The 24993-nt window shown below is 69.0% G+C and carries 21 protein-coding genes; 13 read left to right on the forward strand and 8 right to left on the reverse strand.

What is annotated here, in order from left to right; translation table 11 throughout:
* Positions 1-167 precede the first annotated feature (167 nt).
* Entirely contained in the window at positions 168-998 is an 831-nt protein-coding gene (locus HXX10_RS25790) for a DUF3313 domain-containing protein (protein WP_296526215.1), read from the forward strand.
* Between the two features lie 229 nt (positions 999-1227).
* On the opposite strand, the gene HXX10_RS25795 is transcribed toward HXX10_RS25790, so the two are convergent.
* Positions 1228-2391 (reverse strand): LacI family DNA-binding transcriptional regulator, encoded by a 1164-nt coding sequence (locus HXX10_RS25795; RefSeq protein ID WP_296526179.1) that lies wholly within the window; start codon positions 2389-2391, stop codon positions 1228-1230.
* An 86-nt stretch (positions 2392-2477) separates the two neighbouring features.
* On the opposite strand from HXX10_RS25795, the gene HXX10_RS25800 reads away from it, so the two are divergent.
* The 5 genes from HXX10_RS25800 (at position 2478) to HXX10_RS25820 (ending at position 7746) form a co-directional block, all read left to right on the forward strand.
* Entirely contained in the window at positions 2478-3467 is a 990-nt protein-coding gene (locus tag HXX10_RS25800; protein WP_296526180.1) for a dihydrodipicolinate synthase family protein, read from the forward strand.
* Positions 3468-3550: 83 nt separating this feature from the next.
* Positions 3551-4549 carry a tripartite tricarboxylate transporter substrate binding protein gene (locus HXX10_RS25805; RefSeq protein ID WP_296526181.1) on the forward strand — a complete coding sequence of 333 codons (999 nt, stop codon included), beginning with the start codon at positions 3551-3553 and terminating at the stop codon, positions 4547-4549.
* 150 nt (positions 4550-4699) lie between these two features.
* Positions 4700-5791: a mandelate racemase/muconate lactonizing enzyme family protein gene (locus HXX10_RS25810; protein ID WP_296526182.1), complete on the forward strand. Its 1092-nt coding sequence runs from the start codon at positions 4700-4702 to the stop codon at positions 5789-5791.
* 67 nt (positions 5792-5858) lie between these two features.
* Complete coding sequence (locus HXX10_RS25815; RefSeq protein WP_296526183.1) at positions 5859-6710, forward strand: fumarylacetoacetate hydrolase family protein; 852 nt, start codon at positions 5859-5861, stop codon at positions 6708-6710.
* Between the two features lie 52 nt (positions 6711-6762).
* Entirely contained in the window at positions 6763-7746 is a 984-nt protein-coding gene (locus tag HXX10_RS25820; RefSeq protein WP_296526184.1) for a tripartite tricarboxylate transporter substrate binding protein, read from the forward strand.
* A gap of 279 nt (positions 7747-8025) precedes the next feature.
* Here the strand turns inward: HXX10_RS25820 and HXX10_RS25825 are convergent, their stop codons facing one another.
* On the reverse strand, positions 8026-8790 hold the full coding sequence (locus HXX10_RS25825; protein ID WP_296526185.1) for a TetR/AcrR family transcriptional regulator: 765 nt from the start codon (positions 8788-8790) through the stop codon (positions 8026-8028).
* A gap of 101 nt (positions 8791-8891) precedes the next feature.
* The gene (gene proC, locus HXX10_RS25830) at positions 8892-9818 is read right to left on the reverse strand and encodes a pyrroline-5-carboxylate reductase (RefSeq protein WP_296526186.1); all 927 of its coding nucleotides are present in this window, start codon (positions 9816-9818) and stop codon (positions 8892-8894) included.
* A 222-nt stretch (positions 9819-10040) separates the two neighbouring features.
* Between proC and HXX10_RS25835 the strand changes: the two genes are divergently transcribed.
* Both HXX10_RS25835 and HXX10_RS25840 read left to right on the forward strand, forming a co-directional pair.
* Positions 10041-10916: an S-methyl-5'-thioadenosine phosphorylase gene (locus HXX10_RS25835; RefSeq protein WP_296526187.1), complete on the forward strand. Its 876-nt coding sequence runs from the start codon at positions 10041-10043 to the stop codon at positions 10914-10916.
* Between the two features lie 229 nt (positions 10917-11145).
* The gene (locus HXX10_RS25840; protein ID WP_296526188.1) at positions 11146-11607 is read left to right on the forward strand and encodes an SAM-dependent methyltransferase; all 462 of its coding nucleotides are present in this window, start codon (positions 11146-11148) and stop codon (positions 11605-11607) included.
* 129 nt (positions 11608-11736) lie between these two features.
* Here HXX10_RS25840 and HXX10_RS25845 read toward each other — a convergent pair whose 3' ends face one another.
* A complete protein-coding gene (locus tag HXX10_RS25845; RefSeq protein ID WP_296526189.1) occupies positions 11737-11937 on the reverse strand; it encodes a hypothetical protein in 201 nt (66 codons plus the stop codon).
* Positions 11938-12041: 104 nt separating this feature from the next.
* Here HXX10_RS25845 and HXX10_RS25850 point away from each other — a divergent pair, with 104 nt between their 5' ends.
* Together HXX10_RS25850 and HXX10_RS25855 are read left to right on the forward strand one after the other, a co-directional pair.
* A complete protein-coding gene (locus HXX10_RS25850) occupies positions 12042-12593 on the forward strand; it encodes an adenine phosphoribosyltransferase (RefSeq protein WP_296526216.1) in 552 nt (183 codons plus the stop codon).
* 36 nt (positions 12594-12629) lie between these two features.
* Positions 12630-13487 (forward strand): FAD binding domain-containing protein, encoded by an 858-nt coding sequence (locus tag HXX10_RS25855; protein WP_296526190.1) that lies wholly within the window; start codon positions 12630-12632, stop codon positions 13485-13487.
* Positions 13488-13494: 7 nt separating this feature from the next.
* On the opposite strand, the gene HXX10_RS25860 is transcribed toward HXX10_RS25855, so the two are convergent.
* Both HXX10_RS25860 and gloB read right to left on the reverse strand, forming a co-directional pair.
* Positions 13495-13929, reverse strand: a complete 435-nt coding sequence (locus HXX10_RS25860) for a cupin domain-containing protein (RefSeq protein WP_296526217.1) — start codon at positions 13927-13929, stop codon at positions 13495-13497.
* Positions 13929-14696 (reverse strand): hydroxyacylglutathione hydrolase, encoded by a 768-nt coding sequence (gene gloB, locus HXX10_RS25865; RefSeq protein ID WP_296526191.1) that lies wholly within the window; start codon positions 14694-14696, stop codon positions 13929-13931. The genes HXX10_RS25860 and gloB overlap by 1 nt, the downstream gene beginning before the upstream one ends.
* Positions 14697-14867: 171 nt before the next feature.
* Here gloB and HXX10_RS25870 point away from each other — a divergent pair, with 171 nt between their 5' ends.
* The gene (locus HXX10_RS25870) at positions 14868-15377 is read left to right on the forward strand and encodes a (2Fe-2S)-binding protein (RefSeq protein WP_296526192.1); all 510 of its coding nucleotides are present in this window, start codon (positions 14868-14870) and stop codon (positions 15375-15377) included.
* 179 nt (positions 15378-15556) lie between these two features.
* Here the strand turns inward: HXX10_RS25870 and malQ are convergent, their stop codons facing one another.
* Together malQ and HXX10_RS25880 are read right to left on the reverse strand one after the other, a co-directional pair.
* Entirely contained in the window at positions 15557-17530 is a 1974-nt protein-coding gene (malQ, locus tag HXX10_RS25875; protein ID WP_296526194.1) for a 4-alpha-glucanotransferase, read from the reverse strand.
* 69 nt (positions 17531-17599) lie between these two features.
* Positions 17600-19078: a trehalose-6-phosphate synthase gene (locus tag HXX10_RS25880; RefSeq protein WP_296526196.1), complete on the reverse strand. Its 1479-nt coding sequence runs from the start codon at positions 19076-19078 to the stop codon at positions 17600-17602.
* 453 nt (positions 19079-19531) lie between these two features.
* Between HXX10_RS25880 and treS the strand changes: the two genes are divergently transcribed.
* Positions 19532-22831 carry a maltose alpha-D-glucosyltransferase gene (treS, locus tag HXX10_RS25885; protein ID WP_296526197.1) on the forward strand — a complete coding sequence of 1100 codons (3300 nt, stop codon included), beginning with the start codon at positions 19532-19534 and terminating at the stop codon, positions 22829-22831.
* Positions 22828-24990: a 1,4-alpha-glucan branching protein GlgB gene (glgB, locus tag HXX10_RS25890; RefSeq protein ID WP_296526198.1), complete on the forward strand. Its 2163-nt coding sequence runs from the start codon at positions 22828-22830 to the stop codon at positions 24988-24990. Before treS ends, glgB begins: the two co-directional genes overlap by 4 nt.
* The last annotated feature ends 3 nt before the right edge of the window (positions 24991-24993 follow it).

Genomic DNA, 24993 nt, shown 5'->3' on the forward strand with positions numbered 1-24993 from the left:
GCGACGAAGCCTACATCAGCTCGCACCGCCGATTCTTGCCCAGTCTCTGCGCTCCAGCCGGGCTACGCATGCTGTTCTCCAGGGCTCGACGCTTCGGCTCCCTCTTGAATTAAGAAACTCAATAGTTTATTAATTTGAGCTGCAAGGTCGCCGAGGTGCCAGTGTTCATGCGTTTCTTAGCTCTCTTATTGGCGGCGACCACGCTGGTGTCGTGCGCTTCGGCGATATTGACCGAGAGCGGGCATCTGTCGTCCTACAGCGGCCTCGAGACGAGCAACGGATTGCTCACGCGAGCGAAGGTGCGGGCCGACAAGGCCGCCGTGCTGGCGGCGCGGACGGCCGCCATGAGCCCGACGAAGGTCACGTCGGACGCCTCGGCATCCGGGCTGTCGCCGGCGGAGTTGCGGCTCGTCGGCAATGCGGTCGACCGGGCGCTCTGCCGTGATCTCAGCCGGCGCTTCGTGATGGTCGAGAGCGGACAGCCGGCCGACCTCTTTCTGGCGGTCACGATCACGCATATCGACAAGACGGACACGACCGCCGCCGGTGCCTCCGTCGTTACCGGAATCGGCAGCAAGGTCGCCGGTGCCGTCACCGGGGCACCGATTCCCTCGATGCGAATTCCGATCGGGCTCGGCAGCCTGACCGTGGAGGCCGAGGCGAAGGACCAGACCGGACTTCAGGTCGCGGCGCTTGTCTGGGCCCGCGGCGCGGACATGTTCACCACCAAGGCGCGCGTCGCCAACGAAAGCGACGCCCATGAGCTCGCCGCGGCATTCGCGGGGGATTTCGCGAAGCTGCTGGTCACGGGCGGCGACCCGATCTCCGACCTCACGCCTCTCGTGCCCACTCAGGAGCGCGTCGGCGAGTATTTCGGCGCGGAGGCCAAGTATGCCGCGTGCCGCCGCTTCGGAAAGGATCCGGGCCTCGGCGATACCATCGGCGGCGCAATCGGCCTGCCTCCCGCGTGGACCGACAAGGGGCCGGTCGACCCGTAATCGCCGTCGCTCGCACGGCGGCGACATCTCGCTCGGCGACAGGCCCCTCGGCGGCCTGCGGGCGACGGTGCGGATTCCGGTGTGAGGACGACGTCACGTCTCCGGTCGGGCGGTCGGCAGGCTCGACAGCCGTTCGTGACTTGATCCGGATGTCGCAATCATCGTCGGTGCCGCCCGGCCAGGACGTCGGCCGTCGGAGCCTCGCGTCAACCGGCCTCGACGGCGCCGATCACTCGCTGAGACGCGTCTGTCCGCCACCGGCATGGGGTCCCTGCGACACGCGACTGACTGATTCGCCGTGCACGATCTCCGGCATCGTGCTCGGAGGCGCAGTCGGCTCCGACCTGCCGGACTTGGCGGCGATATAGCTCAGTGCCGCGCAGCCGAACTGGTCGAGCTTCAGGTTGATGGCCGTGAGCTTGGGCGACATCCACTCGGCGATCCGGGTGTTGCCGATGCCGACGACCGACACGTCGTTCGGCACCGAGCGGCCGGAGGCGCGCAGCCATCGGAAGATGCCCATCGACATCGCGTAAGACCCGGCAATGACGCCGGTGATGCCGGGATAGGCCGTGAACAGCGAAGCGACCCCCGCCTCCGCGGCCGGCGACGTGTATTCGACGTGGGTGATGTGATACTCGGCGCCGGCGCGGACGAGCGCGTCCTCCATGCCGCGGATGCGCTGCCACGTCACGTCGTTCTGTTGGGTGCCGATCAGGATGCCGATCCGGCGGTGGCCGGCCGACAGAAGCTCCTCGGCGGCCAGGCGGCCGACCTCCTCGTTGTCGACATGGAAGGCGGGGACGTCGATTCCGCGAGGCGTGAGCGTCGTCACCACGACCCCGCTCGCCACCATCTGGGCGGTCAGCTCGGCGAGGCGGTCCCGGTGGCTCCATTGGTGGAAGCCGCCGCCGGCGAGGATGAGACCGCCGACACGATACTCCAGCAGGCGCCGGCAGTATTTCAGCTCGAGCTCGGGATCGCGGTGCATGTTGCAGACGACCGCCAGCATCGAATGCATGGTTTCGGCCTGCTCGGTGATCGCCTCGGCGATCTCGCCGTAGAACGGATCCAGCATGTCGCCGACCACGAGCCCGACCAGCGTCGGCGCACCGGCCCGCAGATTGCGCGCCATCACGTTCGGCACGTAGGACAGGCTCGCCGCCGCCGCGTGGACGCGGTCCTTCAGGCTCGCGTCCACGGTCGCATCCGACCCGCGGATGACGCGCGCGGCCGTGCTCACCGAGACCCCGGCCTCACGGGCGACGTCGACGATCGTCGTCGAACCGGACCTGCGCGCTTTCCGCCCTGTCAACTCGGCTCCGCCCTGCCTTCCACCGCCGTCCGGCGGCACCCTAGGCGGCCGCCACGGCCGCGGCAACGAACACCGCATTATTCCTGATATACGGGTCGCGGTCACGAAGATAACGTTGTCTCAGCCGAGACAACGTTGTCTTACTCGTCTTTGGAGGGCAATCGATGAAGGCGCAGACCGGCGCGAGTGCTGCCAAGCCGTGGAGCCCCCGGGGGCTGTTTCCTGCCACCATCACCCCGTTCGCGGCCGACCTGTCGGTCGACTACGCCGCTCTGGAATCGCACTTCCGCGAGATGGCCGGGGTCGCCGGGGTCAGCGGCATCGTCGTCAACAGCGGCATCGGCGAGCTGCTGCAGCTCACGCCTGACGAGTGCGACGCCATCATCCGGATCGCGCTGCGCGTGCGACGCCCGGATCAACGCATTGTCGCCGGCATCGACGGCCGCGGCGCCGCCGAGTGCATCGAGGCCGGGTTGCGCGCCCGCGTCGCCGGGGCCGATGCGCTCCTGGTCCTGCCGCCGTTCGACAAGCGGCCGTACCGCCGCCTCGCCGCGCATGCGCCGACCGTCCACCATGTCTTCGCCGAGCTCGACCGCGCCGTCGGCCTGCCGATGATCGTCTTCCAGTATCCCCCCAACAGTGGATGCGCCTACCCGGTCGAGGTGCTCCGGGCGATCGCCGACCTCGAGAACGTGGTCGCCGTCAAGGTCGCGACCATGGGCGACATGAAGGCCTACGGCGAGGTCTGGGATGCCCTGAAGGACCAGCTCTCCATCCTGGTGGGGGTCGATTCGCCGCCGCTGATCGACATGCTCCGACACGGCGCCCACGGGGCGCTGATCGGCATCAGCGCGATCCTGCCGCAGGTCTGGGCCGACATCCTGGACCACGTGAACAAGGGCGATCGCGCCGCTGCGGATGCGCTCTACGAGAAGATCTGCAAGCCGCTGATGGTGTCCGTGTTCGAGAACCAGCAGCCGACCCGTCTGGTGGCCGAGAGCGCCGCCACCAAGGAGGCGCTGGTTCAACTCGGCCGGATCCCGTCCGCCCGCGTGCGACCGCCCGCCATCGACGTCGACGACGCGACGCGGGGCGTCATCCGCGCGGCATTGAGCCATGCCGGACTGGTCGGACCGAAGGCGTCCGTCGCCTGATCGCGGACCAACCCGTCGGAAAATGAGGACGCACCGGCACGATCGCGCCGCGTCTCCGGCGTGTCCCAACCAAGGAGCTTGCGATGTCTCGTTCAAAAATGCCGCTCACGCGTCGGGCTGCGATGTCGCTTCTGGCCGGCGCGGCCGGTGCCGCGCTCGCGCCGGCGTCGACCAGCTCGGCGCAGGACTATCCGTCCCGTGCCGTGAAGATCCTGGTCCCGTTCCAGCCCGCCGGGCCGAACGACATCGTCACCCGCCTCATCGTCCCGAAGCTCTCCGAAAACCTCGGCAAGACCTTCTTCGTCGAGAACCAGGGCGGCGCGGGCGGCAACCTCGGAATGGGCGCGGTCGCGCGCGCCACGCCGGACGGGCTCACCCTCGTGTCGGTGTCGTCGACCTTCGTCATCAATCCCAGCCTCTACAAGAGCTGCCCCTATGATCCGGTGAAAGACTTCGCGCCGATCACCATCGCGGCGGAGTCGCCGCACGTGTACTTCGTGCATCCGTCCGTGCCGGCGACCTCGATGAAGGAGCTCATCGAGCTGATCAAACAGAACCCGGGCAAATACAGCTACGCCTCGCCCGGGGCCGGCACGCCCGCGCATCTGTCGACCGAGCGCCTCAAGCTGACATATGGGCTCGAGTTCACCCACATCCCGTTCCGCGGCGCCGGCCCGGCCGTCCAGTCCGTGCTCGGCGGCCATACGCCGGTCGGCTGTGCGACCATTCCGCCCGTCTACGGACTCATCAAGGGCGGCCAGTTGCGGCCCCTCGTGGTGACGAGCTTCGAGCGGTTCGCGACGATCGCCGAGGTTCCCACCATCTCGGAGGCGGGCATCAAGGACCAGGAGGGGACGACGTTCATGGCGTTCCTGGCGCCGGCCGGAACGCCGAAGCCGATCATCGACTTCCTCTATGCCGAGATCGCCAGGGTCGTGAAAAGCAACGAGACGAAGGAGCGCTTCACCGAGCTCGGCTTCAACGCGGTCGTCAACACGCCGGCCGAGTTTGCCAAGCAGATCGAGGTCGAAGTCGCCATGTGGGCCAAGGTGATTCGCGACGCCAACATCGAGCGCATGTAGTGATGCAGGCCTCGTCCCGGCCCGGATCGGCCCGCGTTCCGGCGGGCCGATCCGGTCGACCGGTCGGGCCGGAGCCCGCTCGCCTCGACCCTTCCGAACTCGCCCATTGCGGACCCGGCCCGCATGCCGGCACAACCCTGAAGCAAGCTCATGACCAAGATCACCGGCATCGAGCCGATCCCGGTTCGCATTCCTTTCGACCACTGGGCTCCGCCGCCGATGCACGCGGGCAAGCCCAGAACGGCGATCGACACGCTGCTGGTCCGCGTGACCACCGACGCGGGCGTCGTCGGCTGGGGCGAAGCTTATGGGCCGATGTGGCAGGCCACCGTTCCGACCTACGAGAACTGGATCGCGCCGCTCTCGATCGGTCAGGACGTCGACGATCTGGAGCTGACGACGAGGCTGGAACGGACACTGCACAATTTCGGCCGCGCGGGGCCGAGCCTCCACGCCATCAGCGGGCTCGACATCGCGCTGTGGGACATCCGCGGCAAGCTCGCCGGCGCCTCGGTCTCGACGCTTCTCGGCGGACGGCGGCGGGACCGCATCGAGGTCTATGCATCCCTGCTGCACTACGACGGTGTGCTCGACAACGTCCGGCGGGTCACGGCGCGTGCGCTCCAGGCCGGCTATCGCAAGATCAAGCTGCATGAGCGCACCGCCGCCGCGGTGGCCGCCGCCCGCGAGATCATGGGGCCGGACATTCCCATGATGGTCGACGTGAACTGCGCGTGGTCGCCGGACGAGGCGATCGCCGCCGTGACGGCGATGGCGGCCTCGCGACTGACGTGGATCGAGGAGCCGATCTGGCCGCCCGAGGACGTTGCTTCGCTCGCCGTGCTTCGCCGCGCCACCGGCTTGGCGACGGCGATCGGCGAGAACGCCACCGGCGCGCTCGACTTCCGCAAGATGATCGCGGCGAACGCGGTCGACTACGTCCAGCCGAGCGCCGTCAAGATCGGCGGATTGACGACGCTGTGGCGCATCTGCACCGAGGCGGAAGCGGCGGGCGCGACCTGCGCGCCGCACTCTCCGTATTTCGGGCCGGGCTACCTCGCCACCCTGCACGTCCTCGCCGCCAAGCCGCGCGAGAGCGCGATCGAGCGGTTCTATTGTGATCTCGGCATGGTGCCGTTCGAACGCACCGTCCGGGTCGAAGACGGCGTCATCGCGGTTCCCGACGGACCGGGCCTCGGCGCCGACCCTGAACCCGAATTGATCGAGCGCTACCGCGTCTAGCCGCGCCGTGATCGGAAACCGGCGCCGAACCGCGCCAGCCGTAAGGCGACCTCTGAAAGGACTTCCCATGCGACTTGCGACATTCCGGATCGGCGACCGCGTGACCTGGGGCATCATCGAGGGTGACGACGCCGTCGATGTCGGGCTGGTCCTCCGCGACCGCTATCCGGACCTGAAAGCCGTCATCGGCGCCGGCGCTCTGTCGGACCTTTCGGCGGCGGCATCGGGCGCGAAGCGCCACCCCGTCGCCTCGATCACGTGGCTGCCCGTCATCCCGAACCCGGACAAGATTCTCTGTATAGGTCACAACTACGAGGATCACCGCCAGGAGACGGGCCGCGCGAAGGTCGATCACCCGAGCGTGTTCGGCCGTTTCGCCAACAGCCAGACCGCCCATCTTGCCGACATCGTGCGGCCGCGCGTGTCATCCAAGCTCGACTACGAAGGCGAGCTCGCGCTCGTGATCGGCAAGGCCGGACGCTACATCACCCGCCAGGACGCCCCGAGTCATATCGCCGGATACAGCTGTTACAACGAAGGCAGCGTCCGCGACTTTCAGCTCCACACGCTCCAGTTCACGCCGGGCAAGAATTTTCCCGGCACCGGAGCGTTCGGGCCGTGGATGATGACTCCCGACGAGCTCGGTGATGTCGGTTCGCTGAGGGTGACGACGCGCCTGAACGGCACCGTGATGCAGGACGGCACCACCGCACAGATGATCTTCGATATCCCGCGGCTGGTCGAATACTGCTCGATGTTCACGCGGCTGGAGCCGGGCGACGTGATCGTCACCGGCACGCCCGGCGGCGTCGGTGCCAAGCGGACGCCGCCGATCTGGCTGAAGCCAGGCGACGTGGTGGAGGTGGAGGTCGAGCGGCTCGGCGTGCTGCGCAACGGCATCGTCGACGAGGCGCCGTAGCATCGAGCGCGACGAGAGCCGAACAGTCGGATCGAACAAGGGAGTCCCGGCCATGTCCGTCATCGGACGCGTCGCCGCCATCGCCGTGTCGGCGCTCGTTCTGTCGTCGAATGTCCTGCTCGCGCAGGGCTTTCCCAATCGCCTCGTCACGATCGTCGTTCCCTATCCGGCCGGCGGGGCGACCGACATGGCGGTGCGGCCTCTGGTCGATCGGATGGCGGCCGTGCTCGGCCAGCCGGTCATGGTCGAGAACATCGCCGGAGGCGGGAGCACGATCGGCACGGCCCGGGTCGCGCGGGCGGCTCCCGACGGCTACACCATCCTGGTGCATCAGGTGGCGCTCGCCGCCATGCCGGCGCTGTACAAGACACTCGGCTTCGACCCCGAGACCAGCCTCACCGGCATCGGCCTGATCAACACCAATCCGTCCCTGATCGTCGGTCCCGCGTCGCTCGACGCCAAGGATTTCGACGCGCTCGCCGCGTGGATGAAACGTAACCCCGGCCGGACCCGCGTCGCCCATGCCGGCGCCGGCTCGTTGTCGCATCTGTGCGCGGTGGCGTTCGCCAAGTCGCTGGGGGCGGAGATCAACATCATCCCCTATCGCGGCGGCAGCCCGGCCGTCACGGATCTGCTCGGCGGCCATGTCGATCTGTTCTGTCCGGGCGCCGGCGTCGTCCTCGAGCAGGTCAGGTCGGGGCGGATGAGAGCCTATGCGGTGACCTCGCGACGTCGCTACACCGCGCTGCCCGAGGTGGCGACCGTGGCCGAGCTCGGCCATCCGGAGCTCGAGATCACGTTCTGGCAGGGCCTGTTCGCGCCGGCCGGCACGCCCGCCCCGGTGATCGCGCGCCTCAACGCCGCGCTTCGGGAGGCGCTCGCCGACCCCGCCGTCGTCAGGACGTTCGAGGCGAACGGCATGGACTTGTTTCCGCCCGACGCGCAGACGCCCGACGCCGCCACCCGGCTGTGGCTGTCCGAGACCAGGCGGTGGAGCGAGATCATCCGCACCAACAACATCAGCATCAGCCCTTGAGCAAGGCGTCACCGGCCGACCGAGCCGGACTGGCAGAAGCGGGATCATCCGGAAGACCATCCTGATCAGGTGCAGCGAGATCAGGGAGGCCTTGTCGGGTGATCGCACGCAGAGATCTGTTTTCAGCACCTCGCTGCAATCCATGCCACTTCCTGGCGCGACGCACGGGCGATCCCCACCTCCTGCCGTCACGAAACGAAAAAGCCCCGGATCAGCGGTGCACCAGGCCTTGGGCCTGCTGCACCGTGTCCGGGGCACGACGTCGCGAAACGACCGCCGTCACACCGCGACGGCGTCTCCGCCCGACACGTCGGTCGAGTGCTGCGGCCGCGGATGGCGGCGCGGGCTGCAGCCGGGCAGGAACCGGCACACCCGGTCGATCACGCCGGAGATCTGCTGGCCGCGGCCGAGCGCCCGGTCGAGCGCCGCCATGGTGCGGGCGTGTCCCGGCTCGTCGTCGTCCAGGAAGGTCGACATCACGCTGGCATAGATCAGCGCCAACCCCTGCGCTCGCACCAGGCCGAACGGGCCGGCGGAGGGGATGTCGGCGGCCGCCAGCATCCACTGCTGCGACGTCACGGCGAACCTGTTGAGGGCGAGCGCCAGCGGCGGGTCCTTACGCGCCGACTGCAGCAGCGAGCGGACCGACTCCTTGTAGGGCGCCAAGGCCTCGAAGCGGCGCATCAGCACGTCGAACAGCCGCTCGCGGGTCGGCTCCTCGGCCATGTCGGAGTGGTCTCCGTCCAGCACCTCGCGGTCGATCTCCTTGATGTGGGCGGCCAGGATCGCGAGCTTGGAGCCGAACTGGCCGCGCAGCTCGGCGAGCGTGACGCCGGCCCGCGCCGCGATGTCGCCGAAGCCGATCGTCTCGAAGGACTGCTCGGCGAGCAGGTCCATGAACGCCTCGATCATCTTTCCGCGCGGCGTGCCGATCCGCCCCGGCTTGCGGGCGTTGCGCTCCGGGCCGGTCCCGCCGACCCCCTCGGGGGTGTCCTCGAAGCTTCCGCCGTCGTCGCTCGCGGGGGAACGGGGCTTGCGCGCCATGGCCTGGACTCCTGTGGCTGGGTCGATCCGCGTTCTATGTAATTCCCCGGAGGAGCGGGTGCCAGGGCGTCGCTGCGGCGCAGCGTCTCACCCGTCGCAAGTTACCCGGCGAGCTCGCGGGAGCGCTTGGTCGCTGCGGCGACGGCCTTCTCCAGCAGGGCGTCGAAGCCGTCCGGCCCCATCAGCACGTCGAGGGCCGCGGCCGTGGTGCCGCCCGGCGAGGTGACGTTCTTGCGCAGCGTCGCCGCGTCGAGCGGCGAGCGGAACAGAAGCTCGCCGGCGCCCGCCACCGTCTCGCGGGCGATCTTCTGGGCGAGGTCCGGCGGCAGCCCGGCCGCGGCGCCGGCGCGCGCGAGGCTCTCGGCGAGCAGGAACACATAGGCCGGCCCCGAGCCCGAGACCGCCGTCACGGCGTCGATAAGGCCCTCCTCGGCGACCCAGTCGACCTTGCCGGTGGCGCCGAGCAGGTTTTGCGCGAGCGCGCGCCCTGCCGGGGTCACGGCCGCATTGGCGACCGCCACCGTCATGCCGCGGCCGATCGAGGCCGGCGTGTTGGGCATCGCCCGCACGGCGGCAGTCCCGGCTCCGAAGATCTGCTCCAGGAAGGCCAGCGTGCGCCCGGCCATGATGGAGATCACCACGGCTCCGGAGGCGACCAGCGGCGCCAGCGGGGGCAGGGCGTCGGGGGCCATCTGCGGCTTCACGGCGAGCACGATCGCCTCCGGCTTCAGGCCGGCGGGATCGGGATTGAGCCGCAGGCCGCCGATCGCCTGGGCGGCGACCTCGGCCGAGGGGTGGGGCTCCAGCACCACGATTTTTCGCGCGTCGAGGCCGAGGCGCAGCCAGCCGTCCAAGAGGGCGCCGCCCATCTTGCCGGCGCCGACCAGCACGATCGGCCCCTTGACGGCGCGCAGCGGGCTCGGCCCGCCGAGCGGGCTCGGCCCGCCGAGCGGGCTCGCGCCCGCCGCCACTTCGGTTTTCGTGGCGGGCTTCGCTTGGGACTTCGTCTCGGACTTCCGCTGGGACATGGCAGTTCTCGAAACCTCCTGGACCAAGGCCGCACCGGGCGAACCCGGCCGGCCTAGCGGGCGCAGCCCTGGCCGCCCCGCCGAATCACGTTGACCGGCGGCCGGGGCTTCGTTCACAACCCCGGTCGCATCGTCCCCGCGCGGCTCGATCGGACACGGCGCGCCGATTGGCAAGGGGCACGGTCGACATTGCGGATACTGACGCGAGACATTGGGGCGAGTATGACCAAGGCGGTGCTGGGGATCATCGGCGGATCGGGCATTTACGACCTGCCGGGTCTGGAGAACGTGGTCGAGAAGCGGGTGGAGAGCCCGTGGGGCGAGCCGTCCGGGCCGGTGGTGATGGGTGAGGTCGCCGGCCTGCCGATCGTCTTCCTGTCGCGCCACGGCGAGGGGCATCGCATCTCGCCCTCCGACATCAATTACCGGGCGAACATCGACATCCTCAAGCGCGTCGGCGTCACCGACATCGTCACGCTGTCGGCCTGCGGCTCGTTCAAGCAGGAGCTGCCACCCGGCACCTTCGTGCTGGTCGACCAGTTCGTCGACCGCACCCACAAGCGCGAGAGCTCGTTCTTCGGCACCGGCTGTGTCGCCCATGTGTCGATGGCCCATCCGGTGTCGCCGCGGCTGCGCATCCACATCGCCGAGGCGGCGCGGGCCGAGGGCATCGGGGTGGTGCGCGACGGCACCTATGTGTGCATGGAGGGCCCGCAGTTCTCCAGCTACGCCGAGAGCATGACCTACAAGCAGCTCGGCTATTCGGTGATCGGCATGACCAACATGCCGGAGGCCAAGCTCGCCCGCGAGGCGGAGATTTGCTACGCGACCGTCGCCATGGTGACGGATTTCGACTGCTGGCATCCCGACCACGACGCCGTGACGGTGCAGGACATCATCAAGGTGCTGGTCGAGAACGCCGAGAAGGCGAAGCAACTCGTCGCCCGCCTCGCCCGCGATTTTCCGCGCGAGCACGAGCCGTGCCCCATCGGCTCCGACCGTGCCCTCGACAACGCCCTCATCACGGCGCCGGACGCCCGCGATCCGGCGCTTTTGGCGAAACTCGACGCGGTGGCGGGGCGGGTGCTGAAGGGGTGAGGCGAGCCACCAACACTCCGTCATTCCGGGGCGCCGCGCAGCGGCGAGCCCGGAATCCATACACACAGACCGGGGTTATGGGTTCCGGGCTCGCGGCCTGTCGGCCGCGCCCCGGAACGACCGAGACCGTGGGTCAGCGCCTATTGGGACGAGCCCGGCCAAGACGCAGGGACACGCCTGAGACGTGCGTTCGTTCGCCGGCCCAACGGCGACGGCAGAGGAGGGAACCATGGCCATCGTTCTGGAACCAATCGGCATCGTGCGGGGCGGCCGCGCCGAGGCGGTCGACGACGGCTGGGGCCTTGTCGAGGCCGACATCGTGCTGGATCCGGCCCGGCTGAAACCGGAGGCGACGCTGGGGCTGACCGCCTTCAGCCACGTCGTGGTCGTCTTTCACATGCACAAGGTCGCCGAGGACAAGGTCGAGACGGGCGCTCGCCATCCGCGCGAGCGCGAGGATTGGCCGCTGCTCGGCATCCTGGCCCAGCCGGCGCGATCTCGGCCGAACCGGATCGGCGTGACCACGGTCGCGCTGGTCGCGGTCGACGGGCTCACGTTGCGGGTGCGCGGCCTCGACGCCATCGACGGCACCCCGGTGCTCGACATCAAGCCACACATCACCGGCTTCGCGCCGCGCGGTGTCATCCGCGAGCCGACCTGGGTGCGCGACCTGATGCAGAGCTATTGGTGAGGGCAGTCATTCCGGGACGCGCCGACGGCGCGGACCCGGAATCCAGCCGCAGACGCGGGACTCGCCGCTGGATTCCGGGTTCGCGGGCCGTTGGCCCGCGCCCCGGAATGACGACGGTCCAAAATCTCTTCACAGGCTCCAGCGCCGCATCAGCACGTCCATCTGGCCGCCGAACAGGGCCGCGAGGATCGCCGCGAGCACGAAGCCGACCGCCGCCAGGATGAGGGCGGCCGGAATTGCCGCGAGGCTGAGCTTGACGAGGAAGAACACCAGCCGGAAAAAGGGGATGCGGAGGTCGACGACGACGATCTTCTGCGTAATTTCGTCCATAGGGGGTCTCCGTTGCGTTCGGTGCCATGCTTCGCCATACCGGGGCGCCCTGCAAGCGTGAGCCGCCCTGCAAGCCCCGTTCCCCACCCCCACCAGGCCGAATGATGATCACCAACACCAATTTCGAGAACGACCTCAAGGCCGCGATCCGCACCATCCCGGATTATCCCAAGCCCGGCATCCTGTTCCGCGACATCACCACGCTGCTCGGCGACGCCCGCGCCTTCCGCCGCGCCGTCGACGAATTGGTCCAGCCCTGGGCCGGCATGAAGATCGACAAGGTCGCCGGCATCGAGGCGCGGGGCTTCATCCTGGGCGGCGCCATGGCCCATCAGGTCTCCGCCGGCTTCGTGCCGATCCGCAAGAAGGGCAAGCTGCCGCACAAGCGCGTCAGCATCGCCTATTCGCTCGAATACGGGCTCGACGAGATGGAGGTTCATGCGGACGCCGTGGTGGCGGGCGAGCGCGTCGTCCTGGTCGACGACCTGATCGCCACCGGCGGCACCGCGGTGGGCGCCGTGACGCTGCTGCGCCAGCTCGGCGCCGAGGTCCTGGCCGCCTGCTTCGTCATCGACCTGCCGGAGCTCGGCGGCGCCGACAAGCTGCGGGCGCTCGACGTGCCGGTGCGCACGCTGGTGACGTTTGACGGCCACTGACCACATGCCCTCGATCCGCCTGCCGTCGCTGGCCGGATGAAGCCGGCCCCGTTCCGGCATCACGCACCGGCGACCGTCGAGGAGGCGGTGGCGCTGCTGGCGGCGCTCGCGCCCGAGGACGGCCGGGTGCTGGCGGGCGGCCAGAGTCTGGTGCCGACCATGGCGTTCCGGCTGGCTCGGCCGGCGCATCTCGTCGACATCAACGGCGTCGCCGGGCTCGATCGCCTCGCGATCGCGGACGGACGACTGGCCATCGGCGCGCTGGTGCGGCATGCGGCCTTTCACCGACCACCCGTCGACGGGCCGCTCGGCATCCTGTTGGCCGCGGTGGTACGCCACATCGCGCACCATCCGGTCCGCACCCGCGGCACCTTCTGCGGCAGCCTCGCCCATGCCGATCCGGCCTCCGAATGGGGCCTGCTCGTCGCGACGCTCGGCGCCGAGATGGGGGTGCGCAGCGTCCGCGGCAGCCGCAGCGTGAGCGCCGACGACTGGTTCCAGGGCATGATGACGACGGCGCTGGAGGCGGACGAGCTTCTGGTCGAGGCGCGGCTGCCGCTCATTGCCGCCGACACGCGGGTCGGCTTCTGCGAGTTCAACCGCAGGCCCGGCGACTACGCGCTGGCGATGGCGCTGGTGACGTTGCGCGAGAAAGCCGGCGTCGTGGTCGAGGCGCGGCTCGGGATCGGCGGTGTCGAGCCGCAGCCGCGGCGGATCGTCGAGGCCGAGGCGGCGCTGGTCGGTGCGCCGGCCGGGCCGCAGGCTTTCGAGGCCGCGGCGAAGGCCGTCATGGCCGCGGTCGATCCGATGGACGATGTCCACACCAGCGCCGCGTATCGCCGCGACCTCGCCGGCACCGTGGTGCGCCGGGCGCTGCAGCAGGCGATGGGCTGATCTCGTCTCACGCGACGGGCGGCGAAAAGTCCGGTGGGGCGAGCTCGAAACGGTCGAACAGGAAGCCGGGCGCCACCGTGCAGCCGACCAGCGTCCAGTCGCCGAGCGTCTCGGCCGCCTGCCAGGCGCCGGCCGGCACCGCAACCTGCGGCCGCTCGTCGGCGTCGAGGTCCTGGCCCAGCCGGTGGGCCGTCGCGGATTCGCCGTCGGCGGCGATCTCCAGCCGCAGCGGGCTGCCGGCGTACCAGTGCCACACCTCGACGGCATCGACCCGGTGCCAGCGCGAGCGCTCGCCGCGCGCCAGCAGGAAATAGATCGCCGTCGAGGCGGAGCGCCCGGCCGGCTCCGCGGCGTCCCGGAACGTCTCGCGAAAATGCCCGCCCTCGGGATGCGGCGCCAAGCCCAGCAGGTCGATCACGTCGGCGGCGGTCTTGATCACGATCAGAATCGGTTCTTGCGTTCGCGCAGCTCGCCGAAGACCTGGGCGGCCGGCTTGCCGCTCATCTTCACGGCGGTGGCGACCACCGGAACGTCGGCGCGCAGGAACGGGTTGGCGCGCTTCTCCTCGCCGATCGTCACCGGAATGGTCGGCTGCCCGGCGGCGACCTGTCGGTCGGCCTCCTCGGCGCGCGCCTTCAGGGCCGGATTGTCGGGCTCGATGGTCAGGGCGAAGCGGATGTTCGCCTTGGTGTATTCGTGGCCGCAGAAGATTTTGGTGTCGTCCGGCAGCGCCCGCAGCTTGACGAGCGACTCCCACATCGCCTGGTGCGTGCCCTCGATCACCCGGCCGCAGCCGATCGAGAACAGCGTGTCGCCGACAAAGGCGATCTTGTCGTCTGGAAACACGTAGGCGATGTGGCCGATCGTGTGCCCGGGCGTGTCGAGCACCTTTGCCGTCAGCGAGCCGACCTTGACGGTGTCGCCCTCGGCGACGGTGGCGTCGACGGCGGGGATCGGCTGTTTCTCGCGGCGCGGCGCCGTGACCTTGCAGCCGTGCCGCTCCTTCAGCTCCTCGATGCCGCCCGTATGGTCGCCGTGGTGATGGGTGACCAGGATGTCGGTGAGCTGCCATCCGGTCTCTTTCAGCGCCGCGTCCACGGCCCAGGCCTCGGGCGCGTCGATGGCGGCGGTCGCGCCGGTCGCCGGATCGTGGATCAGAACGCCGTAATTGTCGGTCAGGCACTTGAACAGATGAGTTTGCGCGGCCATGGGTTCCATCGTGCGGTTGCTCGTCAGTGGACCTAGGATGATCCAGGCGATTGTGCAACGGCGCCCGGCGTCGCGCCCGGGCGAATCCGCTCCTGCCGCGGCATTGAAGCGCTCCCGCCGGACCGGCATAGTCCGGCGCGCCGGGCCGATCCGTCCGGATGGACGCCGCCCATGACCGAGACGCGTGACATCACCTTGACGATCAACGGCCGCGACCATGCGGTCCGGGTCGAGCCGCGGCGCACGCTCGCCGACGCGATCCGCGAGGACTGCGGCCAGACCGGCACCCATGTCGGCTGCGAGCACGGCGTCTGCGGCGCCTGCACCGTGATGGTGGACGGCGAGGCGGTGCGGGCCTGCCTGATGTTCGCCGTGCAGGCGCAGGGGCGGGCGATCCGCACCGTCGAGGGGCTGGCGGACGGCGACGCCCTGCATCCGCTCCAACGCGCCTTCATGAATCACCACGGGCTCCAATGCGGCTTCTGCACGCCCGGCTTCCTGATGCTGGCGGCGAGCGTGCTGGAGCGCGATCCGGCGATCTCGGACGCCGAGATGGTGGACCTCCTGGCGTCCAATCTGTGCCGCTGCACCGGCTATCAGGGCATCATCGCCGCCGTCCGCGCCGCCGCTGCCGAGATGCGGCAGGCTCGAGACTCCGTTCGTCCCCGCGAAAGCGCATAGGCGCTGACGACCGGGCGATGGAGGAGCCGATATCCGCAGCCTTCGTCGTCCCGGGGCGCGGCTGTAGGCCGCGAGCCCGGGACCCATAACCCCGGTCTGTGAGTATGGATTCCGGGCTCGCCGCTGCGCGGCGCCCCGGAATGACGGAGAATACGTCGGCACGCTCCACGCGCGCGTCTTCAGGAGATCGCGCGGCCTTCCTCGCGCAGAATCCGGGCGATCTCGCCGAGGCGGGGGGCGCTGGAAAAATCCTCGCGCGGCACCGGCAGCTTCTGGCGCCAGTTGGGGTGCTGGTTGATGGTGCCCGGCACGTTCGGCTGGTCGATCACCTGGAAGGCGTCCTCGGCGGCGACCACCATCAGCCGGCTCGGCGTGCGGGCGAGGAAGCGGACGACGCCGTCGAACGACAGGTGATCGGCGCCGACGTCGCGGCGCAGCGCCTGCGCCATCATCTCGCGGGCGTAACGCCGCGCGTCCTCGGATTCGCCCGGATCGATGCCGAGCCCGTGCTTGACGCCCAGGTCGTGGCCCGAGAGCCAACCCGAGAAGGTCGGCAGGTCGTGGGTGGCGAACGACACCAGCGCCTGGCCCGGATAGGCGGAGGGCGGCGCGAACGAGTAGTCGTGGATGCGCTCGAACAGCATCACCCGATAGGACCAGACGTTCCAGTCGGCCAGCGTCTCGCGGAACCCGTCCGGCACGGTGCCGAGATCCTCGCCGATCACCAGGCAGTGCTCCGCCTGGCTCTCCTGCGCCACCACGGCCAGCATGGCGTCGAGCGGGAAGCGCACATACGTGCCCTGGTCGGGCTTGAAGCCGTGCGGCACCATGTAGAGCCGGTTGAAGCCGAGCACATGGTCGAGCCGGATCGCGCCGGCGTGGCGCATCACGGCGCGCAGCGTCTCGCGCAGCAGCGCGAAGTCGGTGTCGAGCAGGACGCGCGGATTGAACGAGGCGAGGCCCCAGTCCTGCCCGGCCGTGTTGAGCATGTCGGGCGGTGCGCCGGCCGACAGCTCGCGCACATAGGCGCCCTGGTTGGCCCAGACGTCGGCCGAGTCGGCCGCCACCCCGACGGCGACGTCGAGATAGAGGCCGATCGGCATGCCGGCTCGCTCGGCCGCCGCGGCGCAGGCGGCGAGCTGGCGGTCGGCTGTCCACTGCACGAAGGCGAGGAAGTCCATCTCGGCGTCCTCGCGCGAGAGCGCCGCCAGCGCCTCGCGCGAGGGTGCGCGCCATTCCTGTGGCCAGTCCCACCACGGACCGCCATGGCGACCGCGCAGCACCACGAAGGCGCAGTAGCCGGTGAGCCAGTCGCCGTGCTCGGTCTTGAAGGCGGCGAAGTCGGCACGCCGCGCCGTGCTCGCGTCCTTGCGGAACGCCTCGAAGGCGAGCCGCAGTCCTTTCAGCTTGGCCGGAATGACACCGGCATAGTCGACCTGCGCCGTGCCGCGCAGCCGCTCGACCTCCTCGGCGAGACCCGCGGCGGCGAGGCCGGGAAACTCCGGGATCGCCTCGACGTCGATGTAGAGCGGGTTGAGGAACAGTCGACTGGTCGGCGAATAGGGGCTGATGGCGCCGGGATCGTCGAGCGTGATGGCGTGCAGCGGATTGAGTGCGACGCCGGCGGCGCCGAGACGCCCGGCGTCCTCGACCAGTGCGGCCAAATCCGTGAAGTCGCCGATGCCCCAGTTGTGGCGCGAGCGCACGCCGTAGAGCTGAATGGCGAGCGCCCAGACGCGGCCGCCCTGATCGAACGTCTCCGGCTGCCAGGACGCAGCCGGCGCGACCAACACGGCCTCGGGCCGCGCCGAAGGGTCGGCGCCGTCGATCGACAATCGATACGACCCGACCTTCACCTTGTCGGGCAGCGTCACGCCGCCGTGCTCGCAAGTGCCGGTAGCGACCGCGCGGTTGCCCCGCATCAGGCGCCAGCCGGCGCCGTCGTCGCACACGCCGTGCAGTGGGCCGATGCGTCCCTTGCGGACGACATGGACGCGCGGCTCGGCGCCCGGCGCCGGACCGTTGCGCCCCAGTACGTCGAGGATGGCCCTGATGGCATCGTCACTCGCCACACGGAAGGTGCCGCGCGCGTCGTAATAGCTCGTCTCGACCCCGAAATTCGCGGCCCGACGGCTCAGCTCGCCTTCAGTCATAGTGCTCGGTTCGTCCCGTGCTGGTCGGTGGCACAAAGTTCGGTGGCACAAAGTTCGGTGGCGCAAATATCAGTGGCGCTCCAAACGCACCACCGGCGCCGCCACCGGCGCGTCCGACCCGCGCGATGCGGCGACGGGCACCGTCGGGACCTCGGTAACGACCGGCAGCGCCATACGGGCCGAGTCGTCGAGCGTGCGAACGAAGTCTGCGAACCATAGCTGGACCGACGACGCACGCAAGATCTTCATCATGGCCTGCCAGCGTTCGCAGCGCTCCGGACCCGACATGGTGAGGGCCTGGCGCAGTGCACGGGCGATCGCGCTGGTGTCGTGTGGGTTCACCAGCACGGCGGCGTCGAGCTCGCGCGCGGCGCCGGCGAACTCGGACAGCACCAGCACGCCGGGATCGAACGGGTTCTGCGCGGCGACATACTCCTTGGCCACCAGGTTCATGCCGTCCTCGAGGGGCGTCACCAAACCGACACTGGCGGTCCGGTAGAACCCGGCCAGCGCGGTCTGGGAGAAGCCCTTGTTGAGATAGCGGATCGGCGTCCAGTCTGGCTCGCCGAAGCGGCCATTGACGTCGCTCACCAGCGTCGCGATCTCCGTCCTCAGCGCCCGATAGGCCGGGATGCCGCCGCGCGACGGCACGGCGATCTGCATCAGCGTGACGGCGCGCCGGAACGACGGCTCGGTTTCGAGGAGATGGGCGAAGCCGTGAATCCGGTTGGCGAGGCCCTTCGAATAATCCACCCGGTCGACGCCCACGACCAGCTTCGCTCCCTGCAGGCTGGAGCGCAGCCGCGACACCTCGGGGCGCGCCGCCGCCTTGGTGGCGCGGTCGGCGAACAGCTCGGCGTCGATGCCGATCGGGAAGGTGCCGAGCCGGGTCTCGCCGTGGCGCGAGCGCACCGTCGCGCCCGTGCCGGGAAGGCCGAGCTCGCACCGCAGATAGTCCTCGAAATTGCGCTGCGAATCGATCGTCTGGAAACCGATCAGGTCATATGCGAGCATGGCCTCGACCAGCTCGCGATGATGCGGGATCGCCAGCAGCATGTCGCGACTCGGCAGCGGCGTGTGCAGGAAGAAGCCGATCGGCTTGGTGACGCCGAGCTTGCGCAGCTCCGCGCCGAGCGGCAGGAAATGATAATCCTGCACCCAAACCATCGTCTTGGTGCGGCAAAAGCGCATCAGCGCCCGCGCCATGATGCAGTTCACCTCGCGATAGGAGGCGTAGTCCTGCGGCGTCGTGCGGATCAGATCGGATCGCGAATGCAGCGCCGGCCACAGGGCCGAGTTGGCGAAGCCCTCGTAGTAGCCGCGATAATGCGCGCTCGGCAGGTCGAGGGTTGCGAGCACGCCCTTGCCGAGCGCCTCGATTTCGACGAACGGCTCCTTGGCGCAGACGTCCCGGGTGCGTCCGCTGGTGCCGACCCAGATGGCGCCGGACTCCGTCACCGCCGGCAGCAGCGCGGCGGCGAGCCCGCCCGTGACCGGCTCGTCGGCCTTCCCGCGGGCCACCCGGTTCGAAACCACGACGATGTCCACGGTCGACCTCCTGGCCCCGCACGCGGGTTCTATGTTCACGCCTCGAAACAACAACTTGGCTTGCCGCGGGTTCCGGTCGGCTGCCTTCCCGCCAAAAGCCGGGCGAACCGAGCGAGATGGTCCGGCGACGAAACGACACCGAGGTGGCTGCATCCTCCGGCCCACGGGCGATGTACTCTGTGCATTGGTGCCCCGGGGTGGGGTCGGCACGGCCGACCATGGAACCGGAGCGGCCGGTATGCGTTTTCTTTCACCGGTGGGATGCTCCCGACCACGCGACCAGCTTTGCTCATGATGTACGATCCGCGCCTGTCGTCGGCCCTGGACGCGACGCCGCTCGACTCCGAGGTCAATCGGCGGTGGTCCGTCATCGCGGACGTCTATCCCGCCGCCGATCCTGTCATGCGGGTCCGTTGCGTCGCCTGATCACGTTTTTCGAAAAACCGAGAGCCCATGAACATTCTTTCCGACATCGCGACCGCGGCGGCACACGATCTCTCCGGCGGTCCGCTCTGGTACAAGGACGCGGTGATCTACCAGATCCACGTCAAGTCGTTCTTCGACAGCAACAACGACGGGATCGGCGACTTCAACGGCCTGACCCATCAGCTCGACTATCTGCAGGATCTCGGCGTCACGGCGCTGTGGCTGCTACCCTTCTATCCGAGCCCGGGCCGCGACGACGGCTACGACATCGCCGACTATCGCCGCATCAATCCCGATTTCGGCTCGATGAAGGACTTCCGCCGTTTCATGAGCGAGGCCAAGCGGCGCGGCCTGAAGGTGATCACCGAGCTGGTGATCAACCACACCTCCGACCAGCACCCCTGGTTCAAGCGGGCGCGGCGCAGCAAGCGCGGGTCGAACGCGCGCGACTGGTATGTGTGGAGCGACACCGACCAGAAATACCTCGACACGAGGATCATCTTCACCGACACAGAGAAGTCCAACTGGACCTGGGATCCGGAGGCCGGCGCCTATTACTGGCATCGCTTCTTCTCGCACCAGCCCGACCTCAACTACGACAATCCGCGGGTGCTGTGGGCCATGGTGCAGGTGATGCGCCGCTGGGTCGACTTCGGCGTCGACGGCTTCCGGCTCGACGCCATCCCCTATCTGTGCGAGCGCGAGGGCACCAACAACGAGAACCTGCCGGAGACCCATTCGGTCATCAAGAAGCTGCGGGCCGAGCTCGACGCCTATGCGCCCGGCACCTTCCTGCTCGCCGAGGCGAACCAGTGGCCGGAGGACGTGCGCGCCTATTTCGGCGACGGCGACGAGTGCCACATGGCGTTCCACTTCCCGCTGATGCCGCGCATCTACATGTCGATCGCGCAGGAGGACCGTTTCCCCATCAACGACATCCTGCGCCAGACCCCGGACATCCCGGCGAACTGCCAGTGGGCGTTGTTCCTGCGCAATCACGACGAGCTGACGCTCGAGATGGTGACGGACGTCGAGCGCGACTATTTGTGGTCGACCTATGCGGCCGACCCGCGCGCGCGCATCAATCTCGGCATCCGCCGTCGGCTCGCGCCCCTGATGGACAACGACCGGCGCAAGATCGAGCTGATGAACAGCCTGCTGTTGTCGCTGCCGGGCACGCCGGTTCTCTATTACGGCGACGAGATCGGCATGGGCGACAACATCTATCTGGGCGACCGCAACGGCGTGCGCACCCCGATGCAGTGGACGTCGGACCGCAACGGCGGCTTCTCGCGCTGCGATCCGGCCAAGCTCTATCTGCCGCCCATCATGGACCCGGTCTACGGCTACCAGGCCGTGAACGTCGAGGCGCAGGGCCGCAGCATCTCCTCGCCCTACAACTGGATGAAGCGCATGATCGCCGTGCGCAAGACCAGCAAGGTGCTCGGGCGCGGCACCATGACGATCCTGCGGCCGTCCAACCGTTCGGTGCTCGCTTATCTGCGCCAGCACGGCAACGAGGTCATGCTCTGCGTCGCCAATCTGTCACGCTCCGCCCAGTGGGCCGAGATCGACCTGCCGGCCTGGCGCGGCCGGGTGCCGATCGAGATGCTCGGGCGCGCCCGCTTCAAGCGGATCGAGGATGGTCCGTTCGGCGTCACATTGGGGCCCTATGGGTTCTTCTGGTTTCAGCTCGCCGAGGACTCGGGCGGCATCGCGACGGAGACGACCATGCCGCGCGAATGGGTGACCCTGGTGCTGCATGCCGGCTGGCGCTCGCTCGGCGAGGGCCGCGCCCGCCAGCATCTCGAGCGCGAGGTGCTGCCGTCCTTCCTGGCGACGCGGCGCTGGTTCGCCGGCAAGGGCGCCGACGGTGGCGAGACGCGCCTCGCCCGCCTGCTGCCGCTCGCCGACGGCGAGCTGCCGCCCGTGCTCGCGGTGATCGACCACACCTCGTCCCGGGGCACCGCCCGCTACGCGCTGCCGCTGGCGGTACGCTGGGGGCATATCGACCACAATACCGACCATCCGCCGGCCGCGATCCTCGCCCCGGTCCGTCGCACCCATCGCGAGGGTGCCCTGATCGACGCGGTCGCCGACCGCGAGGTGGTCTCGACCCTGGTCAGCCAGATCCATGCCGGCGGCCGGCGCGAGGCGGGCCACGGCCTCGCCGTCGAGTTCGTGCCGACTGCACGGTTCGCGCAGGCCGAGCTGCCGCACATCGCGGTGGTGCGCGGGGCGGGCGTCGAGCAGTCGAACTCGACCACCCTGATCGACGCCTCCTTCGTCCTGAAAGTCTTTCGCCGTCTGACGGCCGGGACCAATCCGGAGGTCGAGATGGGGCGCTTCCTCACCGACGCGGTCGACTTCCGCAACACGCCGCGCCTGATGGGGACGATCGAGCTCATCGAGGAGGACGGGCGTGCGACCGTCGCGGTCCTGCACCAGTTCGTCGGCAATCAGGGCGATGCCTGGGCCCATACGGCGGCGGCCCTGGACCGCTACGTCGAGGACGCCGCCGTGCTGCGGACCGAGGGCGAGGTCGCCCCGGAGCCGGACGTCGCCTTCCTCAACCGGGCCCGCCAGATCGGCCGGCGCACCGCCGAGATGCACCTCGCATTGGCGAGCCGCACGGACGTGCCGGGCTTCGCCCCCGAGCCGGTGACGGCGTCGGATGTCGACACCTGGACATCGGACCTCCTGCGCCAAGCCGAAGCCGTTCTCGCCGAACTCGCCAGCCGCCAGCCGCAGCTTACCGCGGCAGCGCAGCCCGCGGCTCGCCTGCTGCTCGCCCGTAAGGACGAGGCGCTGGACATCCTGCGCGGCCTGCTGGCCGGGCCGATCGACGTCGACAAGATCAGACATCACGGAGATTATCATTTGGGGCAAATTCTGATCGCCAAGGACGACATCCAGATCGTCGACTTCGAGGGTGAGCCGGAGCGACCGCTGTCAGAGCGGACCCGCAAGGCGCCATCGGCCCGCGACGCCGCCGGATTCGTCCGTTCGCTCGACTACGCCGCCACGGCGGCGCTGAGCCGGCACCTCGAGAAGGCGGTAGACGAGCCGGGCCGACTCACGGAGGTACTTGACTCCTGGCGCGATGCAGCAACGGATGCGTTCTTGATGTGCATGCGCGAAACGACGGCTGGCAGCCGGCTGTGGCCCTCCGACCAGGCCGCGGCGGACCGGCTGTTGCGCTTTTTTATCGTGGAAAAGGCCGTATACGAGGTGGGATATGAGTTCGCCAATCGTCCGGACTGGGTCCATGTGCCGCTCGCCGGGCTGGCACGGGCGCTTTTTCCTGCCGCGGGCGCGCAGCCATGACTGAACTCGTCGCCCCGGAAGGCCACGCCATCATCGGCGGCTATCACGCCGATCCTTTCCGTTATCTGGGACCGCATATCGACCACGGCGCCCCGATCGTGCGGGCGTTCCTGCCGGGCGCCCGCCAGGTGCGGGTGCGCTTTGCCGACGGCCAGGAGGGCGAGCTCAAGCGCATCCATGACGCCGGGCTGTTTGCCGGGCGGGTGCCGTCCGGCGGGCGCGACTACCGCCTGCTGGCCCGCTGGGGCCAGCGCGATCCGGTCGAGGTCGAGGACCCGTACCGGTTCGCGCCCGTGTTCTCCGACCTCGACCTCTATCTGCTGGGCGAGGGCACCCACCTGCAGATCTACGACAAGCTCGGCGCCCATACGATGGTGCACGAGGGCGTCGCCGGGGTGGCTTTCGGGGTTTTCGCGCCGAATGCCCGCCGGGTCAGCGTGGTCGGCGACTTCAACTTCTGGGACGGCCGCCGCCATGCCATGCGGGTGCGCGGCAACGGCTTCTGGGAGATCTTCATTCCGGACGTCAAGGCCGGCGACAAGTACAAGTTCGAGATCGTCGGGCCACACCAGTCGGCCCCGATGCTGAAATCCGACCCTTACGCCTTCTCGGCCGAGGTGCGTCCGCTGACCGCCTCGGTGGTCGTCGATCCGTCGACGCTGCCGCCGATCATGCCGGGGCCGGCCGGCATCAACCGGCTCGATGCGCCGATCTCGATCTACGAGGTCCATCTCGGCTCGTGGCGGCGCAATCCGTATCTCAACAATTCCTGGCTGACCTATCGCGAGCTCGCCGAGCAGCTTCCGCCCTATGTGGCCGAGATGGGCTTCACCCATGTCGAGCTCTTGCCGATCGCCGAGCACCCGTTCGACGCGTCCTGGGGCTACCAGCCGATTGGCCTCTATGCCCCGACCAGCCGGTTCGGCACGCCGCACGACTTCGCCATCTTCGTCGACGCCTGCCACAAGCACGGCATCGGCGTGATCCTCGACTGGGTGCCGGGGCACTTCCCGGACGACGCCCACGGACTCGCCAATTTCGACGGCACGGCGCTCTACGAGCATGCCAACGCCATGCAGGGCCGCCACCTCGACTGGAACACGCTGATCTACAATTTCGGCCGGCGCGAGGTGGCGAACTTCATCGTCGCCAATGCGCTGTTCTGGATGGACCGCTACAAGGTCGACGGGCTGCGCGTCGACGCCGTCGCCTCGATGCTGTATCTCGACTACAGCCGGCCCGAGGGCGGCTGGATCCCGAACAAGTACGGCGGCCGCGAGAACCTGGAGGCGATCGACCTCCTGCGCCGCTTCAACACCGAGGTGTTCGGCCGCTTCCCCAACACCACCACGATGGCAGAGGAATCCACCGCCTGGCCGCTGGTCTCGCGCCCGGCCGATGTCGGCGGGCTCGGCTTCGGCTACAAGTGGAACATGGGGTGGATGCACGACACCCTGCGCTACATCGCCAAGGATCCGATCTACCGCCAGCACCACCACAACGACGTCACCTTCGGGATGCTGTATGCGTTCTTCGAGAACTTCGTGCTGCCGCTCTCCCACGACGAGGTGGTGCACGGGAAGGGCTCGATCTTCGGCCGCATGCCGGGCGACCGCTGGCAGCGCTTCGCCAATCTACGCGCCTACTACACCTTCATGTTCGGCCACCCCGGCAAGAAGCTGATGTTCATGGGCGGCGAGTTCGCCCAGGAGCGCGAGTGGACGCACGACCACAGCCTCGACTGGCACCTGCTCGAGAACAAGGAGCACGCCGGCATCAAGGACCTGATCCGCGACCTCAACCGCCTCTACAAGACTCTGCCGGCGCTGCATCAGCTCGAGTCCGAGCCGGGCGGCTTCGAGTGGGTCGTGGTCGACGACGCCGCCGCGAGCGTGTTCGCCTGGCTGCGCCGCGGCCGCGAGCCGGGCTCCGTCTGTCTCGTCGCCCTCAACTTCACGCCGACGCCGCGCCCGAGCTATCGCATGCGGGTGCCGTTCGGCGGCGGCTGGCGCGAGGTGTTCAACAGCGACGCCGAGATCTACGGCGGCAGCAACATGGGCAACGGCGGGCGCCTCCAGGCCGAGGAGACCGAGCACGGCGCCATGCTGGACCTGGTCCTGCCGCCGCTCGCCGGGATCATCCTGGTCCCGGAGAACTGACGC

Origin of the sequence: Rhodoplanes sp. (genome assembly GCF_013377085.1) — a bacterium.
Taxonomy (GTDB): domain Bacteria; phylum Pseudomonadota; class Alphaproteobacteria; order Rhizobiales; family Xanthobacteraceae; genus Rhodoplanes.

What these genes read in the sequence shown, in the direction of transcription:
- malQ (WP_296526194.1), bottom strand. Translation starts at nt 17,530, where the DNA reads ATGACTGAAGGCGAGCTGAGCCGTCGGGCCGCGAATTTCGGGGTCGAG.
- gloB (WP_296526191.1), bottom strand. Translation starts at nt 14,696, where the DNA reads ATGGCCGCGCAAACTCATCTGTTCAAGTGCCTGACCGACAATTACGGC.
- HXX10_RS25825 (WP_296526185.1), bottom strand. Translation starts at nt 8,790, where the DNA reads ATGGCGCGCAAGCCCCGTTCCCCCGCGAGCGACGACGGCGGAAGCTTC.
- proC (WP_296526186.1), bottom strand. Translation starts at nt 9,818, where the DNA reads ATGTCCCAGCGGAAGTCCGAGACGAAGTCCCAAGCGAAGCCCGCCACG.
- HXX10_RS25805 (WP_296526181.1), top strand. Translation starts at nt 3,551, where the DNA reads ATGTCTCGTTCAAAAATGCCGCTCACGCGTCGGGCTGCGATGTCGCTT.
- HXX10_RS25840 (WP_296526188.1), top strand. Translation starts at nt 11,146, where the DNA reads ATGGCCATCGTTCTGGAACCAATCGGCATCGTGCGGGGCGGCCGCGCC.
- HXX10_RS25835 (WP_296526187.1), top strand. Translation starts at nt 10,041, where the DNA reads ATGACCAAGGCGGTGCTGGGGATCATCGGCGGATCGGGCATTTACGAC.
- HXX10_RS25790 (WP_296526215.1), top strand. Translation starts at nt 168, where the DNA reads ATGCGTTTCTTAGCTCTCTTATTGGCGGCGACCACGCTGGTGTCGTGC.
- HXX10_RS25810 (WP_296526182.1), top strand. Translation starts at nt 4,700, where the DNA reads ATGACCAAGATCACCGGCATCGAGCCGATCCCGGTTCGCATTCCTTTC.
- HXX10_RS25795 (WP_296526179.1), bottom strand. Translation starts at nt 2,391, where the DNA reads ATGCGGTGTTCGTTGCCGCGGCCGTGGCGGCCGCCTAGGGTGCCGCCG.
- HXX10_RS25845 (WP_296526189.1), bottom strand. Translation starts at nt 11,937, where the DNA reads ATGGACGAAATTACGCAGAAGATCGTCGTCGTCGACCTCCGCATCCCC.
- HXX10_RS25855 (WP_296526190.1), top strand. Translation starts at nt 12,630, where the DNA reads ATGAAGCCGGCCCCGTTCCGGCATCACGCACCGGCGACCGTCGAGGAG.
- HXX10_RS25870 (WP_296526192.1), top strand. Translation starts at nt 14,868, where the DNA reads ATGACCGAGACGCGTGACATCACCTTGACGATCAACGGCCGCGACCAT.
- HXX10_RS25850 (WP_296526216.1), top strand. Translation starts at nt 12,042, where the DNA reads ATGATCACCAACACCAATTTCGAGAACGACCTCAAGGCCGCGATCCGC.
- treS (WP_296526197.1), top strand. Translation starts at nt 19,532, where the DNA reads ATGAACATTCTTTCCGACATCGCGACCGCGGCGGCACACGATCTCTCC.
- HXX10_RS25820 (WP_296526184.1), top strand. Translation starts at nt 6,763, where the DNA reads ATGTCCGTCATCGGACGCGTCGCCGCCATCGCCGTGTCGGCGCTCGTT.
- HXX10_RS25815 (WP_296526183.1), top strand. Translation starts at nt 5,859, where the DNA reads ATGCGACTTGCGACATTCCGGATCGGCGACCGCGTGACCTGGGGCATC.
- glgB (WP_296526198.1), top strand. Translation starts at nt 22,828, where the DNA reads ATGACTGAACTCGTCGCCCCGGAAGGCCACGCCATCATCGGCGGCTAT.
- HXX10_RS25800 (WP_296526180.1), top strand. Translation starts at nt 2,478, where the DNA reads ATGAAGGCGCAGACCGGCGCGAGTGCTGCCAAGCCGTGGAGCCCCCGG.